Annotated in this window: 19 protein-coding genes; 11 read left to right on the plus strand and 8 right to left on the minus strand. The window is 73.2% G+C overall.

Going from position 1 to position 18,935, the window contains the following annotated elements; genetic code table 11:
• The first annotated feature begins 53 nt into the window (after positions 1 to 53).
• Genes L1857_RS23885 through L1857_RS23895 form a run of 3 tightly spaced genes read left to right on the plus strand, consistent with a single transcriptional unit; the run spans position 54 to position 3,210 of the window.
• Positions 54 to 1,598: an AbgT family transporter gene (locus L1857_RS23885; RefSeq protein WP_116111061.1), complete on the plus strand. Its 1,545-nt coding sequence runs from the start codon at positions 54 to 56 to the stop codon at positions 1,596 to 1,598.
• A gap of 10 nt (positions 1,599 to 1,608) precedes the next feature.
• Positions 1,609 to 2,877, plus strand: coding sequence for an amidohydrolase (locus L1857_RS23890; protein ID WP_249466363.1), 1,269 nt, complete (start codon positions 1,609 to 1,611; stop codon positions 2,875 to 2,877).
• Between the two features lie 57 nt (positions 2,878 to 2,934).
• A complete protein-coding gene (locus L1857_RS23895) occupies positions 2,935 to 3,210 on the plus strand; it encodes a hypothetical protein (RefSeq protein ID WP_094007991.1) in 276 nt (91 codons plus the stop codon).
• A gap of 43 nt (positions 3,211 to 3,253) precedes the next feature.
• On the opposite strand, the gene L1857_RS23900 is transcribed toward L1857_RS23895, so the two are convergent.
• On the minus strand, positions 3,254 to 4,138 hold the full coding sequence (locus L1857_RS23900) for a LysR family transcriptional regulator (protein WP_233157459.1): 885 nt from the start codon (positions 4,136 to 4,138) through the stop codon (positions 3,254 to 3,256).
• A 79-nt stretch (positions 4,139 to 4,217) separates the two neighbouring features.
• On the opposite strand from L1857_RS23900, the gene L1857_RS23905 reads away from it, so the two are divergent.
• Positions 4,218 to 5,423, plus strand: a complete 1,206-nt coding sequence (locus L1857_RS23905; RefSeq protein ID WP_094007989.1) for an MFS transporter — start codon at positions 4,218 to 4,220, stop codon at positions 5,421 to 5,423.
• Here the strand turns inward: L1857_RS23905 and L1857_RS23910 are convergent.
• Positions 5,362 to 6,168, minus strand: a complete 807-nt coding sequence (locus L1857_RS23910) for an isocitrate lyase/PEP mutase family protein (protein ID WP_094007988.1) — start codon at positions 6,166 to 6,168, stop codon at positions 5,362 to 5,364. The genes L1857_RS23905 and L1857_RS23910 overlap by 62 nt on opposite strands.
• Before the next feature lie 52 nt (positions 6,169 to 6,220).
• On the opposite strand from L1857_RS23910, the gene L1857_RS23915 reads away from it, so the two are divergent.
• A complete protein-coding gene (locus L1857_RS23915) occupies positions 6,221 to 6,844 on the plus strand; it encodes an alpha/beta hydrolase (protein WP_094008012.1) in 624 nt (207 codons plus the stop codon).
• 162 nt (positions 6,845 to 7,006) lie between these two features.
• On the opposite strand, the gene L1857_RS23920 is transcribed toward L1857_RS23915, so the two are convergent.
• From L1857_RS23920 to L1857_RS23935, 4 genes are read right to left on the minus strand one after another with little or no spacing between them, the layout of a single operon-like run.
• The gene (locus L1857_RS23920; RefSeq protein ID WP_094007987.1) at positions 7,007 to 7,792 is read right to left on the minus strand and encodes an IclR family transcriptional regulator; all 786 of its coding nucleotides are present in this window, start codon (positions 7,790 to 7,792) and stop codon (positions 7,007 to 7,009) included.
• Between the two features lie 24 nt (positions 7,793 to 7,816).
• A complete protein-coding gene (locus L1857_RS23925) occupies positions 7,817 to 8,779 on the minus strand; it encodes a PDR/VanB family oxidoreductase (RefSeq protein WP_116111058.1) in 963 nt (320 codons plus the stop codon).
• Positions 8,776 to 8,994: a hypothetical protein gene (locus tag L1857_RS23930; RefSeq protein WP_094007985.1), complete on the minus strand. Its 219-nt coding sequence runs from the start codon at positions 8,992 to 8,994 to the stop codon at positions 8,776 to 8,778. The genes L1857_RS23925 and L1857_RS23930 overlap by 4 nt, the downstream gene beginning before the upstream one ends.
• The gene (locus L1857_RS23935) at positions 8,991 to 10,037 is read right to left on the minus strand and encodes an aromatic ring-hydroxylating dioxygenase subunit alpha (protein ID WP_094007984.1); all 1,047 of its coding nucleotides are present in this window, start codon (positions 10,035 to 10,037) and stop codon (positions 8,991 to 8,993) included. The genes L1857_RS23930 and L1857_RS23935 overlap by 4 nt, the downstream gene beginning before the upstream one ends.
• Before the next feature lie 170 nt (positions 10,038 to 10,207).
• Between L1857_RS23935 and L1857_RS23940 the strand changes: the two genes are divergently transcribed.
• Together L1857_RS23940 and L1857_RS23945 are read left to right on the plus strand one after the other, a co-directional pair.
• The gene (locus L1857_RS23940) at positions 10,208 to 10,771 is read left to right on the plus strand and encodes a carboxymuconolactone decarboxylase family protein (RefSeq protein ID WP_116111057.1); all 564 of its coding nucleotides are present in this window, start codon (positions 10,208 to 10,210) and stop codon (positions 10,769 to 10,771) included.
• Positions 10,761 to 11,225 (plus strand): mycothiol transferase, encoded by a 465-nt coding sequence (locus L1857_RS23945; RefSeq protein WP_116111079.1) that lies wholly within the window; start codon positions 10,761 to 10,763, stop codon positions 11,223 to 11,225. The genes L1857_RS23940 and L1857_RS23945 overlap by 11 nt, the downstream gene beginning before the upstream one ends.
• A 3-nt stretch (positions 11,226 to 11,228) precedes the next feature.
• Here L1857_RS23945 and L1857_RS23950 read toward each other — a convergent pair whose 3' ends face one another.
• Positions 11,229 to 12,755, minus strand: coding sequence for an AMP-binding protein (locus L1857_RS23950; RefSeq protein WP_249466365.1), 1,527 nt, complete (start codon positions 12,753 to 12,755; stop codon positions 11,229 to 11,231).
• Positions 12,756 to 12,764: 9 nt separating this feature from the next.
• The gene (locus L1857_RS23955; RefSeq protein ID WP_116111055.1) at positions 12,765 to 13,628 is read right to left on the minus strand and encodes an amidohydrolase family protein; all 864 of its coding nucleotides are present in this window, start codon (positions 13,626 to 13,628) and stop codon (positions 12,765 to 12,767) included.
• A 186-nt stretch (positions 13,629 to 13,814) separates the two neighbouring features.
• Between L1857_RS23955 and L1857_RS23960 the strand changes: the two genes are divergently transcribed.
• The 4 genes from L1857_RS23960 (at position 13,815) to L1857_RS23975 (ending at position 18,922) form a co-directional block, all read left to right on the plus strand.
• Complete coding sequence (locus tag L1857_RS23960) at positions 13,815 to 16,349, plus strand: MFS transporter (protein ID WP_116111054.1); 2,535 nt, start codon at positions 13,815 to 13,817, stop codon at positions 16,347 to 16,349.
• Positions 16,346 to 17,092 (plus strand): MSCRAMM family protein, encoded by a 747-nt coding sequence (locus L1857_RS23965; RefSeq protein WP_094007980.1) that lies wholly within the window; start codon positions 16,346 to 16,348, stop codon positions 17,090 to 17,092. The genes L1857_RS23960 and L1857_RS23965 overlap by 4 nt, the downstream gene beginning before the upstream one ends.
• A gap of 202 nt (positions 17,093 to 17,294) precedes the next feature.
• A complete protein-coding gene (locus L1857_RS23970; protein ID WP_116111052.1) occupies positions 17,295 to 18,494 on the plus strand; it encodes a sensor histidine kinase in 1,200 nt (399 codons plus the stop codon).
• Positions 18,491 to 18,922 (plus strand): roadblock/LC7 domain-containing protein, encoded by a 432-nt coding sequence (locus L1857_RS23975; RefSeq protein ID WP_116111051.1) that lies wholly within the window; start codon positions 18,491 to 18,493, stop codon positions 18,920 to 18,922. Before L1857_RS23970 ends, L1857_RS23975 begins: the two co-directional genes overlap by 4 nt.
• Positions 18,923 to 18,935 lie beyond the last annotated feature (13 nt).

Here is an 18,935-nt window from a genome sequence, read left to right on the forward strand (position 1 = left end):
CCGCCGACATCGTCGGCTGCCATCCTGACCCGGCACGATCAAGGAGGCAGCGGTTGAGCACCACCCCAGCACAGGCGAAACAGTCCCCCGCCGAGCGGGTCCTCGGCTTCGTCGAACGGGTCGGCAACCGCCTGCCGGACCCGTTCTTCCTGTTCGTGTACCTGTTCGCGGCACTCGCGGTGATCACCACCGCGGTCGCCGCCTGCCACGTCACCGTCACGGTGCCCGGCACGACGCAACCGGTGGCCGTCAAGGGCCTGTTCACCGGCGAGGGTGTGCGGTTCCTGCTGAGCAAGCTGGTCGACAACTTCGTCACCTTCCCGCCGCTGGGCAACGTCCTGGTGATGCTGCTGGCCGTCGGCCTGGCCGAACGCGCCGGGCTGCTCGAGGCGGCCGTGCGCGCGGTCTTCTCGCGCGCCCCGCGCTGGCTGCTGCCGTTCGCGGTGTCGCTGGTGTCGTTCCAGGCGCACGTCATGGCCGACGCGGGCATCATCGTCATCCCGCCGCTGGCCGCGCTGGTGTTCCGCGCCGCCGGGCGGCACCCGGTGGCCGGCGCGGTGGGCAGTTTCGCCTGCGTCACCGGCGGTTACGGCGCCGGCACGCTGCTCGGCAGCTACGACGCCCTGCTGTCGGGGCTCACGCAGAAGGCGGTGACCGTCGTCCCGGTCGCGGTGCAGCCGCAGGTCACCATGGCGATGAACTGGTTCTTCACCGCGGCGGCCGGGCTGCTCCTGCCGTTCCTCGGCGCGTGGCTGACCGCGCGCGTGCTGGAGCCGCGGCTGGGCCCCTACACCCCGCCCGAAGGCGCCGCGGCGGACGAGAGCGCGGCGCTGACCCCGGTGCAGCGCAAGGGTTTGCGCCGCGCCGCGATCGTGCTCGTGGCCTACGTGGTGGTAGTCGCCGGGGCGTGGCTGCTGCCGGGCAGCCCGCTGCGCGGCGACAACGGCTCGCTGATCAGCTCACCGCTGCTGACCGGGCTGGTGCTGGTGCTGTTCCTGGCGTTCGTGCTCGCCGGGATCACCTACGGCGTCACGACCGGCACCATCACCGGACCGGGCGACGTGCCGTCCATGATGGCCGAGGCCGTCAAGGACATGGCCGGCTACATCGTGCTGATCCTGGCGATCTCGCAGTTCATCGCCGTGTTCACGTGGAGCAACCTGGGCACGCTGCTGGCCGTGCGCGGCGCCGAGTTCCTGCAGTCGGTGCACCTGACCGGGTTCGCCGGCATCCTCGCGTTCGTCGTGCTGGTGTCGGTGCTGAACCTGTTCATCACGTCCGGCTCGGCGCTGTGGTCGCTGGTGGCGCCGGTGTTCGTGCCCGCGTTCATGCTGCTGGGCTACGACCCCGGGTTCGTGCAGGCCGCCTACCGCATCGGTGACTCGGCCACGCAGATCATCACCCCGCTCAGCCCCTACCTGTTCGTGCTGCTGACCGTGCTGCGCCGCTACGAACCGGACGTCCGCCTGGGCACGCTGATCGCCCGCATGTCGATCTTCGTGATCCCGTTCTGGGTGGTGTGGGTGGGGTTGCTCGCCGTGTTCTACTTCGGGGACATCCCGTTCGGCCCGGGGGTGCACGTGCACCTGCCGCGATGAGAGGAGCCCGATGGATCTGGTCGCCCTGCGCCGGGACGTGCACGCGCACCCCGAGCCCGCCTTCTGCGAGGTGCGGACGGCGGCGACGGTGCTGGCGCACCTGCGGGAACTCCCGGTCGAGGTGCGCACCGGCGTCGCGGCCATGCGGCGCGAGGGCGTGCCCGCCTACCCGGACGAGGCCACGCTGCGGCGCTTCGCGGACCGGGCCGTCGAGACCGGCGCGGACGCCGGGGACGTGCGGCGGTTCGCCACCGAGGGCACGGCGATCATCGCCGACCTCGCCGGCCGCCGGCCCGGTCCGGCGTGGGCGTTGCGGTTCGACATGGACGCGCTGCCGGTGACCGAGGCCGACGACCCGGCGCACGCGCCCGCGGCGAACGGGTTCCGCTCCCGCTACGAGGGGTTCATGCACGCGTGCGGGCACGACGGGCACGTGGCCATCGGGCTGGCGCTGGCGCGGCGCCTGGCCGACCGCGACTTCCCCGGGACCGTGCGGTTCCTGTTCCAGCCCGCCGAGGAGGGCGGCCGGGGTGCCCGCGCGATGCTCGCCGCGGACGCCGTCGCCGGGGTCGACCGGTTCCTGGCCGTGCACCTGGGCCTGGACCTGCCGGCGACGGCCGTCGCGGCGGGGATCACCGGCATCTTCGCCACGACCAAGATGCGCGCCCGCTTCACCGGGGTGGCTTCGCACGCGGCGGCGGCGCCCGAGGACGGCCGCAACGCGCTGCTCGCGGCCGCGACGGCCGTGCTCGGCATCCACGGCCTGCCGCGGTTCTCCGCGGCCGACACGCGGGTCAACGTCGGCACCCTGCACGCCGGGGGCAACGTCAACATCGTGCCCGCGGTGGCCGAGCTGACCTGCGAGGCGCGGTCGAAGGACGGGGCGGTGAACGCCGACCTCACCGAGCGGGTCAAGCAGGTGCTGTGCGGGGCCGCGCAGGCACAGGGCGTGGCGGTGGAGATCGAGGAGACCGGCGGTTCGACGTCGCTCACCTGCGACGACGAGCTGTTGGACGCGGTGCTCGCGGCCGCCGACGCGTGCGGTCACGGTGAGCGGGCGGTGCGGCTGCACGAGATGGGCGGCAGCGACGACGCCAGCCTCTTCGCCGAAGCCGTGCAGCGCGCGGGCGGCCTGGCCACGTACACGGTCGTCGGGGGCGGCAACCCGGCGCCGCACCACAACCCGTACTTCGACGTGGACGAGGCGGCGCTGCCCGTCGCGGTCGACGTGCTGGAGGCACTGGTGCGCCAGGCCACACGTACGGATGACAATACGTAGCCGACTCGGTGGTTCGGCGGATGTGTGCTCGTCTTCCCCGCGGGCACCCTTTGTGGTATGACCGCGCAAGAACTGCAGGCCCTGGCCGACACGGCCGCCGGGCTCATCCTGTTCCACAACGGCCTGTGGGGCGCGCCCACCTGCTACATGTGGGCCGGCCCCGACGGCGCCGCGGCCGGGCGCGTCCCGCCCTGGGAGTGCGAGGCGCTCGACCGGCTCAGCTGGCGCAAGCTGATCTCCGCCGCGCCCGGCCCGGGAACCGAGGACGTGCCCGTCGTGCCCACCGAGGCCGGGCTCGCCGAGCTCCGGGCGCAGCGGGCGCACGCAGCCTGAGGATCGCCGCCACCGCACCAGCGCGGTGAACTCCGGCGAACGCCTAGACCTCCAGCTCCGCGTGCACCTCCCGCAGCAGGGCCGCCGCCGCGGGGGACAGTGGTCGCGCCGCCGAGTGGATCACCGAGACCGACCAGCGCAGCGGTTCGGCCAGCGGCACCTCGACCACGCCCGTCATCTCCCCCGCCGCGCCCGCGGGCAGGAAACCCACCCCGAGCCCCTGGCAGATGAGTGCCCGCGCGGTGACGTAGTCCGGCACCTCCAGCGGCACCTGCCGGCTCAGTCCCGCCCCGGCGAAGGCGCGGTCCACCAGCGTCCGGTTCCCCCATCCGGCCGGGAAGTCCACGAAGGACTCCTCCGCCAGCTCGGCGAGCGTCACCGCGCTCCGGCGCGCCATCGGGTGGTCCGGCGCGGCCAGCAGGCTCAGGTCCTCTTCCGCGACGATCTCGTGCGCCAGCCCCGCCGGTGCCCGCCCCGGCAGGGACGCCAGCGCCAGGTCCATCCGCCCGTCCAGCACCGCCCGCACGTGTCCCGCCGAGCCGGAGGGCGAGTACTGCAACCGCACGGCGGCGCGCGGGTGCCGCCGCGAGAACCGCCCCAGCAGCCGCGGCACGTTCACCCGCCCGGTCGACAGGAGCGTGCCCATGGTGACCACGCCGCGCACCTCACCGCTCGCGCCCGCCGCGGCCTGCGCCGCCGCGCGCGCCGCGGCCAGTGCGGTGCGCGCCTCGGGCAGCATGGCCGCGCCGGCGGCGGTCAGGGCGACCCGGCGGCTGTCCCGGTCGAACAGCTCGGCGCCGACCTCCCGCTCCAGCGCGCGGATCGCCGTCGACACCGCCGACTGCACGACCCGGAGCCGCTGGGACGCGCGCGTGAAGCTCAGCTCCTCGGCGACCGCGACGAAGTACGACAGCTGGCGCAGTTCCACACCGGCTATCTAACACCGCGATAGCTGCGAGCGAAAACATTCGTTGGACGAGATGGCCGATCGGGCGCACCCTGGGCTCGTGATCACTGAGACCACCGCCCCGCGCACCGCGTCCCGCCGTCACGGCGCGGGCTTCTGGCTCGTCGCCTACACCTTCGCGGTGACCATGGGCTTTTCCGCGGCCCCGGCGCCGCTGTACGTGCTGTACCAGGCCAAGGACGGGTTCGGCCCGTTCACGGTCACCCTCGTCTTCGCCGCCTACGCGCTCGGTGTGATCGCCAGCCTGTTCGTGGCCGGCCACGTGTCCGACTGGGTGGGCCGCCGCCGCGTGCTAATGCCCGCGGTGCTGGTGAACGTGCTCGCCGGGGTCGTGTTCCTGGCCTGGTCGTCGGTGCCCGCGCTGCTCGCGGCGCGGTTCCTGTCCGGTATCAGCATCGGCATGCTCACCGCGACCGCCACCGCGCACCTGACCGAGCTGCACCTGGCCGCCCGGCCGGGCGCGGCGCGGACCCGGGCCGACGTCGTCGCGACGGCGGCCAACCTCGGCGGCATCGGGCTGGGCCCGCTCGTGACCGGGCTGCTGGCCGAGTACGCAGGCGACCCGCTGCACGTGCCCTACCTGGTGTTCCAGGCGCTGATGCTGCTCGGCGCGCTCGCGGTGACGCTGACGCCGGAAACCGTGACCGCCACGCGCGTGCGCTACCGCCCGCAGCGGGTTTCGGTGCCGCCGCACGCCCGCTCGCGCTACCTCGCCGCGGGGGCGGCCGCGCTCGCCGAGTTCGCCGTGTTCGGCCTGTTCACCTCGCTCGCGCCGGGGTTCCTGGCGAACACCCTGCACCAGCACTCGCACGCGCTGGCCGGGGTGAGCGTGTTCGCCGTGTTCGGGGCCGCCGCGGTCGCGCAGATCGTGCTGGCGCGCACGGGGTTGCGGCGGTTGCTCGCCACCGGGCTCGGGCTGCTGACCGTGGGGCTCGTGCTGGTGACGGTCGCGGTGTGGCTGCCCAGCCTCGCGCTGTTCCTGCTCGGCGCGGTGCTCGCCGGTGCCGGGGCGGGCGCCGGGTTCAAGGGCAGCATCGGGATCGTGCTCGGCCTGGCCCCGGCGGAAAGCCGGGGTGAGGCGCTGGCCGGGCTGTTCCTCGCCGCCTACACCGGGCTCGCGGTGCCGGTGCTCGCGCTCGGGGTGGCCACGCAGGCGGTGGACATCCGGGTCGCGCTGCTCGGGTTCACCGTGGCGCTGCTGGCGATCCTGGCGGCGGTGGTGCGGCGGCTGTTCCGGGCGAGCTGAGCGCCTGCACGTCCGCGTAGGCCGGGACGGGCGGGATCTCGCCGCCGGTGGCGACCGCGCCGGCCGTGCGGGCCACGGCCTCCAGCGCCGCCCGGAACAGCAGCGATCCGCAACTGATCCGCCGCACGCCGAGTTCGCCGAGCCGGTCCAGTGGCGGACCGGACGGCGAGAACAGGACGTTCACCGGGACGTCGGCCGCCGCGACCACCGCGGCGATCGACGTCTCGTCCGGCAGTCCCGGCACGAACACCCCGTCGGCCCCGGCCTCCTGGTAGGCGCGGACGCGGGCGACGGGGTCCTCCCCGGTCGCGAGCCAGTGCGTGTCGGTGCGGGCGTTGACGAACAGGCCGGGCGCGGCGGCCTTGAGCGCGGCGATCAGCTCCTGCTGGTGGGCGGGGTCGGCGAGGCGCCCGTTGTCGCGGCCGTCCTCGATGTTCACCCCGGCCACGCCCAGCGCGGCCAGTTCCGCGCCGAGGGCGGCGACCTCGGCGGGGTCGTCGGCGAAGCCGCCTTCGATGTCGACGGTGAGGTAGCAGGGCAGGCGGGTCAGGCGCCGGGCGAGCGCGACGGTCTCGTCGCGGGTCGCGCCGGTCCCGTCGGGCAGGCCGGCCGCGGCGGCGACACCCAGGCTGGTGGTGCCGATCGCCGGGAAGCCCTCCGCCACCAGGACCGCGGCGGAGGCGTGGTCCCAGGCGTTGGGCAGCAGCAGGGGTTTGCCGGTGTGGTGCAGCTCGGCGAAGCTCATGCCGGCACGCTAGCGCCCGGAATCGTCGGTGCCGGCCGATACGATCGCGTCCGTGAGCAACCCGCACCTGGAACCGGCCCCGGTCTTCACGGGCGCGCCCCTGGCCCGGGCCCGGCGCGCCGCGCTCGTCGTGCACGGGCGGGGTCAGACGCCGGACTACATGCTCGCGATCCTCGACCGGGTCGCGGTGCCGGAGGTCGCGTACGTGCTGCCGCGGGCGGCGGGGCAGACCTGGTACCCGGCCGGGTTCATGCAGCCGCTCGCGGTGAACCAGCCGTGGGCGGACTACGCGCTGGAGGCGATGGCGGCGCACCTGGCGCGCATCGCGGAGGCCGGGATCGCGGCGGAGGAGGTGGTCCTGATCGGGTTCTCGCAGGGGGCGTGCCTGGTGTCGGAACTGCTGGTCCGCTCACCGCGGCGGTATGCCGGGGCCGCCCTGCTGACCGGCGGTTACCTGGGGCCGGACGAGCGCGCGCCGTCGGGCTCGCTGGCCGGCACGCCGGTTTTCGCCGGCACGAGCCGCTACGACGAGTGGGTGCCGCTGGAGCGAGCGGAGGCGACGGCGAGGCTGCTGGAGCGGATGGACGCGGCGGTGACGCTGCGCGTGTACGAGGACCGGGAGCACCTGGTGAACGACGACGAGGTGGGGGAGGTGCGGAAGCTGCTGACTGCCTGACGGGGTGCGCGGACCGGCTGAGGAGGCGGGCACGGGCGAGCCTGCCGGGCTCCCCGGGAGCGCGAGCTTCAGAACCGCCGGGTACAACCCGCAGGCAGCCCAGTTGCGTCCCGCAAGCGCGAGGCGCCGTGCCCGCTCGGCCGCGCGCTTGCCCGGCACGGATCACCGCGCGATCGGCTCCCGGGGGAAGACCCTGGCCCCGCCGGGGGAGCCGCACGCCCGGCCGATTCCGCGCGCCGCCGCTTGGACCAGTGGGGCCAGCGTCGCCGGGTGGGCGCCGCTCGCGTGGACCACCAGGGAGACTGCCGCGATCACCGTGCCCTCGCCGTCCCGCACGGGGGCCGCCACCGAGACCGCGTCGGTCGTCACCTGGCCGTCGCTCACCGCGTAGCCGGTCCGGCGCACCGCCGCGAGCATCTCCCGCAGCCGGGCCGGGTTCGTCACCGTCTTCTCCGTGTACGCCTGCAACGGCGAGCCCAGCACCTCCTCCTGCACCTCCACCGGCGCGTGCGCCAGCAACGCCAGCCCGACACCCGTGGCGTGCAGGGCGAACCGGCCGCCCACCCGCGTCCACACCGGAACCGCCTTGCGGCCCGCGATCCGTTCCACGAACACCAGCTCCAGGCCCTCGCGCACGGCGAGCTGCACGTTCTCGTGCGTGACCTCGTACAGGTCCTCCAGGAACGGCATCGCCGCCTCGCGCAGCCCGAGCCCGCGCGGCGCCAGCGAAGCGACCTCCCACAACCGCAACCCGACCCGGTACCGGCCGTCGGCCCCGCGCTCCAGCGCGCCCCACGCCACCAGCTCCGCCACCCGCCGGTGCGCGGTCGCCAGCGACAGCCCGGCCCGCCGCGCCAGCTCCGACAGCGTCAGCTCCGGGCAGGCCGGCGTGAACGCGCCCAGCAGCGCCAGAACCTTGCCGGTGACACTCCGGACTTCGCCGTCCATCCGATCATCCTGCCCCGCCGCGGTCTACAGATCCAGCACCAGCCGCGGCCCGCACGAACGCGACACGCAGATCATCATCGTGTCGTTCGCCGCCCGCTCCGCGTCGGTCAGCAGCGAGTCCCGGTGGTCCGGCACCCCGTCCAGCACCGGTGTCTCGCACGTACCGCACGTGCCCTCCTGGCACGACGACAGCACGCTCACCCCGGCCTCCTCGACCGCCTGGAGGATCGACTTGCCCGCGGGCACGGTCACCGTCCGGCCGGAGGCCGCCAGCTCCACCTCGAACGCCGTCCGCTCCCCCACGTCCGCGCCCGCCTTCGGGGAGAACCGTTCGACGTGCAGCGAACCCGGCGGCCACGCCGCACAGCGCTGCTCGACCGCCGCCAGCAACGGCTCCGGCCCGCAGCAGTACACCGCCACCCCCGGACGCGGCTCGCCGAGCAGCGCGTCCAGGTCGAGCAGCCCGGTCTCGTCCTGCGGCCGGATCTCGACCCGGTCGCCGTAACGCTCGACCAGCTCCGCGCGGAACGCCATCGACGCCCGCGACCGCCCGCCGTACACCAGCCGCCAGTCCGCGCCGGCGGCGTCGGCCCGCGCGATCATCGGCACGATCGGCGTGATCCCGATCCCGCCGGCGACGAACAGGTACCGCGGCGCGTCGACGAGCCGGAAGTGGTTGCGCGGACCACGGATCCGGACGGTGTCCCCAGTGGACAGACGATCGTGCACGTGGGCCGAACCACCGCGCCCGTCCGGCTCGCGCAGCACCGCGACCTGCAGCGCCGAGGAGTCCGCCGGGTCGCCGCACAGCGAGTACTGGCGCACCAGCCCCTCGCCGAGCACGAGGTCCAGGTGCGCCCCCGGCTCCCACTTCGGCAGCGGCTCGCCGGCGGGGTGCCGCAGGGTCAGCCGCACCACTCCGTCGGCGAGTTCTTCCTTGCGCTCCAGAAGAACGTCGAGTTCCACTTCGGTCAGCACCGCCGTCATCGCGCGCTCCCCGCTCCGGCGAGCACCGGGTCACCGGTGGGCGCCGGGTCGTCGTGGCCGCCGGGATGGGCCAGCAGCCACTCCCACAGCTCGACCGGATCCTCCGACTCGTGCTCGGCGCCGCAGTAGCAGACCCCGACGAGCAGATCGGTGCCGAGCTTCCAGTGGATGCGGTACACGGTGTCGCCGTGCAGCATCGCGGTCCGTTCCGTCATCGCGTGGCGGCCTTCTGCTGTTCCCCGGCCATCTTCTTCAGGATGCGCCGCGCGGCGAGCCCGCCGGTGTCGATGTTCACCGACAGCTCCTGGTACCCCTCGGGCTCGGACTGGATCACCTTCTCCAGGATGTCGAGCGCGACGACGTCCTGGAGCACGACCGTGCGGTTGTTCTCCGCGAGGAAGTCCGAGACCTCCTGGTCATCGAGCGCGAAGTCCCGTGCCACGGCCCAGAAGTCGTGCGTCGAGTGCTCGGTCTCCGGCGTGATCGCGTAGACGACCTCGACGTGGAACCCGTCCGGGTCGGTGCCGTCGGCGTTGGGCAGCACGCCGACCGGCGCGATGCGGCTGTGCAGCAGGTACAGGCACGGCGGGTGGTATTCGATGTCCTGCCAGCGGGTGATGCGGCCGTCGATGCCGGTGGACTCGGCGTAGAACGGCGGGCAGGCCGCGTCGTCCATGTGGCGGCTGACGTAGATGATCCGGCGGTCCTCGTCGACCTCGGTGGTGATCGGGGTGTTCGCGACCTCCGGCGTGCCGATGTAGCCGCCGTGCAGGTAGGTCTCGTGGGACAGGTCCATCAGGTTGTCCACGAGCAGGTCGTAGCGCGCGGCCAGCGGCTCCATGCCGCACACGGTGGTGTAGGCGGGGTCGGCGAGCCACGGCGCGCGCGGGATCAGGGCGGTGTCGGCGCGGGCGGGGTCGCCGATCCACACCCACACGAAGGAATCCTGCTCGGCGACCGGGTAGGACGGCACGCGCGCGGTGCGCGGGATGCGCGCCTGACCGGGGACGAACACGCAGGTGCCGGACGGTTCGTAGGTGAAGCCGTGGTAGCCGCAGACGATCCGGTCGCCGTCCAGGCGGCTTTCGGACAGCGGGTAGCGGCGGTGCACGCAGCGGTCGGCGAGGGCGACGACGTCGCCGGACTCGGTGCGGTAGAAGACGATGGGCTCGCCCAGGATCGTCCTGGCCAGCAGTTCCCGCCCGACCTCGCTCCCGTAGGCGGCGACGTACCACTGGTCGCGCACGAACGCAGTCATCTGCAGCTCCTCTGGTGTAGATGCGACGACCACACTGTGGCCGGGGCACGGCGCCGGGACCAGCCGTGTTTTCAGCAGGTGAAAGATCACCGGCGCGACTCACTCCTTGCGCTTCGATTATCGAAGCGCCACACTGGTTCGGAAATCGAAGCAGTCCCGGAGGAGGCCCCATGACCCGGATCGCGCCGCTGACCCCGCCCTATCCGCCCGGCATCGAGGACGCCCTGCGCCGCTGGATGGCGCCGCAGGTGTCGCACGATCCGCTGGTGCTCTTCCGCGTGCTGCACCGGCACCCGGAGCTCGCGTCGCGGATGCGGGTGCTCGGCGCCGGCCTGCTCGCCCACGGGGAGCTGCCCGCCGCCGACCGGGAGCTGGTCATCGCGCGGGCGTGCGCGCGCTCGGGATGCGAGTACGAGTGGGGCGTGCACGCGGTGGTGTTCCCCGAGCTCACGGCGGATGAGCTGGCCGCGACGGTGCACGGCGGCGCCGACGCGCCGGTCTGGTCCCGGCGACAGCGGGCACTCGTGGGGGCGGTGGACGAGCTGCACGACACCGCGACGGTTTCGCCCGGCCGGTGGACCGGGCTGGCCGCGCACCTGACCGACACCCAGCTGCTGGAGTTCCTGGTGCTGGCCGGCTGGTACCGGACGATCAGCGGGCTCGCCAACGCCCTCGCCCTGCCACCCGAACCGTGGGCGGCGCGCTTCGGGGAAGATGGTGATCATGCTGGATGAAGAGAGCTTCCTGTTCTTCACCGACCGCGCGCTCGACGGGATGGCGGCGATCCTCACCGCCCTGGGCGACGATCTGGCGAACACGCGGCCGGACCTGCCGGGCGCGAACACGCCCTACGCGATCGTGAACCACTGCGTCGGGGTGATCGCGGCCTGGGCCGGCCAGGTGGTGGCGGGCCGCACCGTGGACCGCGACCGCGAGGCCGAGTTCACGGCCTCCGGCCCGGTCGCCCCGCTCCTCGACCGGCTCGCCCGGGCGCGCGAGCAGCTGCGCGCGGACGCCGCGGCCGCCGACTTCGACGCCCCGCCGCGCGGCGAGGTCCCGGACAAGTACGCGGGCACCCCGGTCGGGCGGCGGCAGGGCACCGCCCTCGTGCACGTCTACGAGGAGCTGGCCCAGCACCACGGACAGCTCGAACTGACCCGCGACATCCTGCTCGCTGCCAGGTCCTAGGAGTCAGGTCCGGAGCAGCCGCCGGAGGATCTTGCCCGTCGGGGACTTGGGGATCCGCTCGACGAACTCGACCTCGCGCACCTTCTTGTACGGCGCGACCCGCCCGGCCACGAACGCCATCAGCTCGTCACCGCCGACGGGCTCCGCGGTGACCACGAACGCCTTCGGTGCCTCGCCGCCCTCGGGGTGCGGCACGCCGACCACCGCGGCGTCCAGCACGGCCGGGTGGGTCAGCAGCACCGCTTCCAGCTCGGCGGGCGCGACCTGGTAGCCCTTGTACTTGATCAGCTCCTTGAGCCGGTCCACGATCCAGAACACGCCGTCTTCGTCGACGCGCACCAGGTCACCGGTGTGCAGCCAGCCGCCGGTGATCGTCGCCGCCGTGGCGTCCGGGTCGTCCAGGTAGCCGTCCATCACCTGCGGGCCGCGGATCAGCAGCTCGCCGGTCTCGCCCGGGGCGACGTCGTCATCCGTCCCCGGCACCACGATCCGCGCCTGCGTGTTCGGCGACAGCCGCCCCACGCTGCCCGGCGGCGTCCGCTCGAAATCCTCGTCGAACACCTGGTGCGTGCCGGGACTGGCCTCGGTCATGCCGTAGCCCTGCCGGATCAGGCAGCCCAGCCGCCGCTGCGCGCGCTCGGTCACCGCCACGTCCAGCGGCGCCGCCCCGCACAGCGCGAACCGCAGGCTGGACAGGTCGTGGTCCTCGACGTGCGGCGCGGTCGCCAGCGCCAGCACCATCGGCGGCGCGAAGTAGGCGCGCGTGACCCGGTGCCGCGCCAGCGTCCGCAGGTACTCGTCCAGCTCGAACCGCGGCAGCGTCACCACCTTCGCCCCGCCGAGCAGGCCCGAGTTGAGGATGATCGTGAAGCCGTAGATGTGGAAGAACGGCAGCACCGCGGCCTGCACGTCGTCCGGCCCGATCCGCCACCCGGCGCGCGTCTGCGCCAGGTTCGCGACCAGGTTGCGGTGCGTCAGCCGCACCCCCTTGGGGATCCCGGTGGTGCCGCTGGAGAACGGCAGCACCGCGACCGTCGTGGCCGGGTCCAGGCCGAGCCGCGGCGCGGGCCCGTCGGTGAACAGCGACGTGAACGACCGGGCACGCGGGCGCTCGCCCAGCACGAACACCTCGCCGGCCACCTCGAGTGCCTTGTCCGCCACCGGTTCCGCCGCGATCACCACCCGCGCCCCGGACAGCCGCAGCTGCTTGGCGATCTCCCCGGGGGTCAGCGCCGGGTTGACCGGGGTGACCGCCGCCCCGGCCGCGATCGCCGCGTGCAGGGCGACCACGAACGACGGCTGGTTGTGGCTCATCAGCGCGACGACGTCACCGGGCCCGACGCCGTGCGCGGCGAGGCCCGCCGCCCCGGCCGTCACCGCCGCACGCAATCCGGCGTACGTCAGGGTTTCGCCGGTGCGGCCGTCGACGAGCGCGGTCGCGTCGCCGAAGCGGGCCGCGCCGCCGATCACGTACTCGGTGAGCGTGACGTCCGGGATCTCGACGTCCGGGAGCGGGCTGCGGTGGATCATCTCCGGCTCCTAACCCAGGCCGAGCACGCGGACGGCGTTGTCCTTGAGGATCTTCGGGCGCACGTGGTCCTTGATGTCCAGGCGCGCGAAGTCGGCCATCCACCGGTCCGGCGTGATGAGCGGGTAGTCCGAGCCGAACAGCACCTTGTCCTGCAGCAGGCTGTTGGCGTAGCGGACCAGCTGCGGCGGGAAGTACTTGGGCGACCAGCCGGACAGGTCGATGTGGACGTTCGGTTTGTGCGTGGCCACCGCGAGCGCCTCGTCCTGCCACGGGAACGACGGGTGGGCCATGATGATCGTCAGGTCCGGGAAGTCGATCGCCACGTCGTCGAGCAGCATCGGGTTGGACAGGCCCAGGCGCACTCCCCCGCCGCCGCGCATGTTCGCGCCGATGCCGGTCTGCCCGGTGTGGAACAGCGCGGGCAGGCCGTGCTCCTGCGCGATCTCCAGCAGCGGGTAGGCGCTGCGGTCGTTGGGCGCGAAGTTCTGCAGGCTCGGGTGGAACTTCAGGCCGCGCACCCGGTGATCGGCGATCAGCCGCTCCAGCTGCCGCGCGCCGGCCCGGCCCTTGGCGGGATCGATGCTGGCGAACGGGATGAGCACGTCCGGGTGCCTGGCCGCCGCCTCGGCGATCTCCTCGTTGGACAGCGCGGGGTGCCCGGTGAACGCCTCGATGTCGACGGTGAACAGCACCGCGCCGATGCGGCGTTCGCGGTAGTAGGCGGCGATCTCGTCGATGGTCGGCCGCCGGGCGCCGGCGCCGAAGTAGGCCGAGGACGCCTCGACGAAGTCGTCGGGCAGGGACAGGTGCCCGTGGTCGTCGGTCTCGACGTGGACGTGCACGTCGATCGCCTCGAGCTGACTGAGATCCATGGTTATCAGGTCTACTGATACTCGTGCGGCGCTGTCAACGCCGCTTCTGCTCGCCGGAAGTGTCCGCTTGGATGCACATTCTCCGGAAATGCGCCAGATTCCTGCGAGCCGGATCACGCGCGAGCCGCATCACCCGCACGGCGAAACCAGTTAGCATAGGTCAACTAATTTTCGCTGGTGGGAGTGATGGAAGTGCACCCTGCGCTCGGTCCCCGCTACAAGTGGATCGCGCTGTCCAACACCACGCTGGGCATGCTGATGGCCACGATCAACTCCTCGATCGTGCTCATCGCGCTGCCGGACATCTTCCGCGGCATCGGCATCAACCCGCTGGAGCCGTCGAACACCAGCTACCTGCTGTGGATGATGATGGGCTTCCTCGTCGTCACCGCGGTGCTGGTGGTCGGGTTCGGGCGGCTGGGCGACATGTACGGCCGCGTCCGGATGTACAACCTGGGGTTCGCCGTCTTCGCCGTGTCGTCCGTCTTCCTGGCGATCACCTGGACGACCGGGGACGCGGCGGCGATCTGGATGATCGCCTGGCGCATCGTCCAGGGCATCGGCGGCGCGTTCCTGATGGCGAACTCCAGCGCGATCCTCACCGACGCCTTCCCCCAGCGCCAGCGCGGCCTGGCGCTGGGCATCAACGGCGTCGCCGCGATCGCGGGTTCCTTCCTCGGCCTGGTGATCGGCGGCCTGCTCGGCCCGGTCGAGTGGCGGCTGGTCTTCCTCGTGTCCGTCCCGTTCGGCGTGTTCGGCACGATCTGGGCCTACCTCAAGCTCAAGGACACCAGCGAGCGCCACCGCGCGAAGATGGACTGGTGGGGCAACCTGACCTTCGCGGCCGGCCTCATCGCCGTGCTGGTCGGTATCACCTACGGTATCCAGCCCTACGGCGGCCACACGATGGGCTGGACGAGCCCGTTCGTGTTGTCCTGCCTCATCGGCGGCGCCGCCGTGCTCGTCGTCTTCTGCGTGATCGAGACCAAGGTCGCGAACCCGCTGTTCAACCTCGGGCTGTTCACGATCCGCGCGTTCACCTTCGGCAACCTGGCGAACCTGCTCGCCTCGCTCGGCCGCGGCGGCCTGCAGTTCGTGCTGATCATCTGGCTGCAGGGCATCTGGCTGCCGCAGCACGGTTACAGCTTCGAGCAGACCCCGCTGTGGGCCGGCATCTACATGCTGCCGCTGACCATCGGATTCCTGGTCTCCGCACCGGTTTCCGGCGTCATCTCCGACCGGATCGGCGGCCGGTTCCTGTCCACCGGCGGCATGCTGATCACCGCGGTCAGCTTCGTCCTGCTGGAAGTCCTGCCCGTCGATTTCGGCTACTGGGCCTTCGCCGCCATCCTGCTCCTCAACGGACTCGGCATGGGCCTGTTCACCTCGCCCAACCGGGCCGAGGTGATGAACAGCCTGCCGAACAACGCCCGCGGCGCCGGCGCGGGCATGACCGCGACCTTCCAGAACTCGGCGATGGTGCTGTCCATCGGCTTCTTCTTCAGCCTGATGATCGCCGGACTGGCCGACCACCTGCCGACCGCGATGGCGCAGGGCCTGACCGCTCACGGCGTGCCGGCCGCGGACGCGAACCAGATCGCGTCGCTGCCGCCGGTCGGGGTGCTGTTCGCCGCGTTCCTCGGCTACAACCCGATCGAACAGCTCCTCGGCGGCGTGCTGCACACCCTGCCGCCGGACCAGGCCGCCTACCTGACCGGGCGCAGCTTCTTCCCGCAGCTGATCTCCGGCCCGTTCGCCGACGGTCTCACCGCCGCGTTCTGGTTCGCGATCATCGCCTCGGTGATCGCCGCGCTCGCGTCCTGGTTCACCGGGCCCTCGCGCCGGGCCGCGCCCGGGCAGCCGCACGAGACCGCGGGCTCCGAACTGGCCGCCGCCGCGGGCGAGATCGTCGACGTGAGCGAGCACGACGCCGTGACCGCGGGCCCGGGACGGATCGCCGGTCGGCTCCGCACGGCCGGGGGCACCGCGCTCGCCGGCGGGGTGGTGACCGTGACCGGCGCCGACGGCAGGCAGGCCGCCCGCACCCGGGCCGGCGCGGACGGCGGCTACGCGGTGCCCGGCCTGCGCCCGGGCACCTACACGCTCATCGTCACCGCACCCGGTTTCCAGCCGGAGGCCGCCGCGGTCACGCTCAACGGCTCGGGCGCGGTGCGGGACTTCGTGGTGTCCGGCGGCGGGACCGTGACCGGCATCGTGCGCCGCTCCCCCGGCGGCTCCGGCGCCGGGGACACCGCGGTGGTCGCCACGGACGGCGACGGCCAGGTGCTCGCGCGGACCCGCACCCGCGCCGACGGCACCTTCCAGCTCGCCGGCCTGCCCGCCGGGGAGATCACGGTGACCGCCCACCTGGACGGCCACCGCCCGGCCGCCGCCACCGTCGCGGTGTCCGGCACCGAACCCGCCGTGGCGGACCTGCTGGTCCAGGCCGCCGGCACGCTGCGCGGCACGGTCACCGGGCCGGACGAGCGCCCGGTGCCCGGCGCCCGCGTCACCGTCAGCACCGCCGCCGGGGAACTCGCCGCGACCGCGGTGACCGACGAGCACGGCGACTACCTGGTGGCCGGCCTGGCGCCCGGCGACTACACCGTGGTGACCAGCCTGTTCGAACCCGTGGTGCGGCAGGTCGACCTGGGCGGCGGCGAAACCGCGACCGTCGACGCCGACCTGCGCGCCGGCCGTCCCGAGCAGGCGCGCTCATGACCGAGGTGACCGGGCGGGTGCGCGACGTGGCGGGGATCCCGGTGCCGGGTGCCGTGGTCACGCTCGTCGACTCCAGCGGGCAGCAGATCGCGCGCGGCACCACCGGCGGCGACGGCGGCTACCGGCTGCCCGCGCCCGGCCGGGGCGTCCACGTCCTGATCGCGTCGGCGCCGGCGTACCGGCCGGAGGCGGCCACCGTGACCGTCGGCGGCACCGCGGCCGGTCCGGACCTCGTGCTGGAGAGCGCGACCGGACTCGGCGGCGTGGTGCGCTCGGCCACCACCGGCGTGCCGGTCGCGGACGCGACGGTGACGCTGGCCGACGCGCGCGGCGAGGTCGTCGGCTCCTACCTGTCCGGGCAGGGTGGCGAATACTCCTTCGGCGCGCTGCCCGCCGGGGCGTACACGCTCGCCGTGAACGCCCCGGGGTACCGGCCGGTGGCGGTCGCGGTGCCCATGACCGACGCGTCCGTGCGGCAGGACGTCGAACTGGCCGAGGCGGCGGTGATCCGCGGCTCGGTCACCGTGGGCGACCTGCCGCGCCCGTGGCCGCGGATCACGGTGAGCCTGCTCGACGAAGCGGGCAACGTCACGCGGAGCACGTACGCGGGCGAGGACGGGCGCTACGCCTTCCACGACCTCGAACCCGGGACCTACACCGTCGTCGCTACCAGTTACGCGCCGGTCCGGCAGGCGACGCACGTGGGCGGCGGGCCCGCGCGGCTGGACGTCCGGCTCACCTGAGCGTTTCCGTGCCGCGCAAGGCAAAACACCATCCGTTGATCACCCGGGCACGGTGCGTCAAGATCGCGGAGAGTGGTGGACACGGCCGGGGTCGCAATGGTTGCATAGCGTGCACCGGCGCGGGTTCGGCCACACGCGGGGAAAGGTGTCCCCGCGACGGTTGGGGCCCCGGCACGTGACGAACCCAGGCAGTTAGGACGACATGGCGACGCGGGCTCGAGAACTGCTCAACCGCTCACGCGCGCTGCTGGACCGCTCGAAGGAAGCGGCCTCGCAGCTCTTCGGTCCGCCACCCGCGCAACCGCCGCCGCCGGTGATCGTGCGGTCCCCGGCCCGGGCGGAGGGCGAACGGGTCAACGAGGAAGCACTGGCCGCGCTCTGCGCGAACGTCGCGCTGCGCGACCTCAACCTGGTCGACTCCCTGCTCTCGCAGCTGGAGGAGATGGAGGCCAAGGAGGAGGACACCGACCGGCTCGGCGAGCTGTACCGGCTCGACCACCTGGCCACCCGGCTGCGCCGCAACGCCGAGAACCTGCGCGTGCTGGCCGGCCGTGACGCCAGCGACACCGCGGCCGAGACCACCTCGCTGGTCGACGTGGTGCGCGGCGCGATGTCGTCGATCGACCAGTACGCCCGGGTCACCCTCGGCCGGATCGTGTCGCTGGGCGTGGTCGGGTTCGCGAGCGAGGACCTCAGCCGGCTGCTCGCCGAGCTGCTGGACAACGCGACGAAGTCCTCGCCGCCCAACACCCCGGTGCGGGTCAGCGCGCACCTGACCGAGCAGGGCAGCGTGCTGCTGCGCATCGAGGACGAGGGCATCGGCCTGCCGCCGGACCGGCTGCGGGAGCTCAACGACCGCCTCTCCGGCGAGCCGGTGCTGGACGACTCCGCGGTGCGGCACATGGGCCTGGCGGTGGTGCGGCGGCTGTCCGCCCGCCACGACCTGCGCACCCGGCTCGACCGCCGCGTCCCGCACGGCACCACGGCCACGGTGCTGCTGCCCGCCGGACTCGTCGCCGACCTGCCCGAGGCCAGCTGGTCGGGCACCCAGATGGTGGTGTTCCCGCAGGCCGCGCGTGGCGCCGCGGCGGCGGAAGCGCCGGCCCGCCCGCGCTCCGGGCTGCCGAAGCGGGAACCGGCGCCGCCGAAGCCCGCGCCCGCGCGCCGTCCCCAGCCCGGCTCGATGGTCGGCGGCACCACCGCCAGCGGCCTGCCCCGCCGGGTCTCGCACAGCCTCAAGAACCCCCAGGGCCAGGCACCCGCGGCGGCCGAACCCGCCCCCGCCGAGGACCAGGCGGCCGGGCACGAGAAACTGCTCGCCGACCTCGGCGCCTTCACCGACGGCGAGCGCGAGGCGCGGGAGAAGCAGGGCACCGACGAATCCGGGGAGCAGCAGCAGTGACCGCCGACACCGGCCAGGACTTCACCTGGCTGATCAACGACTTCGTCCGCAAGGTCCACGGCGTGTCGCACGCGTTGATCATGTCCTCGGACGGCTTCCCGCTCACCGCCTCCGACGACATGTCGACCGAGGAGCGCGAGCAGCTCGCCGCGATCTCCAGCGGCCTGCTCAGCCTGGCGCGCAACAGCGCGGCGCTGTTCGACAAGGGCACCTGCGAGCAGATCATCATCCGGCTCACCCACGGGTACTTCCTGTTCATGGGCATCGACGCCCACGCCGGACTGGCCGTGCTGACCACCTCCGACTGCGACATGAAGGTCGTCGCGTACGAGATGACGCAGTTCGTCTCCAGCGCCGGCCACGCGCTGACCCCCGAGACGCGCGCGGACCTGCGCCGCGTGCTCACCGGCCGCCGGCCCCAGGCCTGAGCGCTCCCGACAG

It is taken from the genome of Amycolatopsis thermalba (assembly GCF_023376025.1).
Taxonomy (GTDB): Bacteria; Actinomycetota; Actinomycetes; order Mycobacteriales; family Pseudonocardiaceae; genus Amycolatopsis_E; species Amycolatopsis_E thermalba.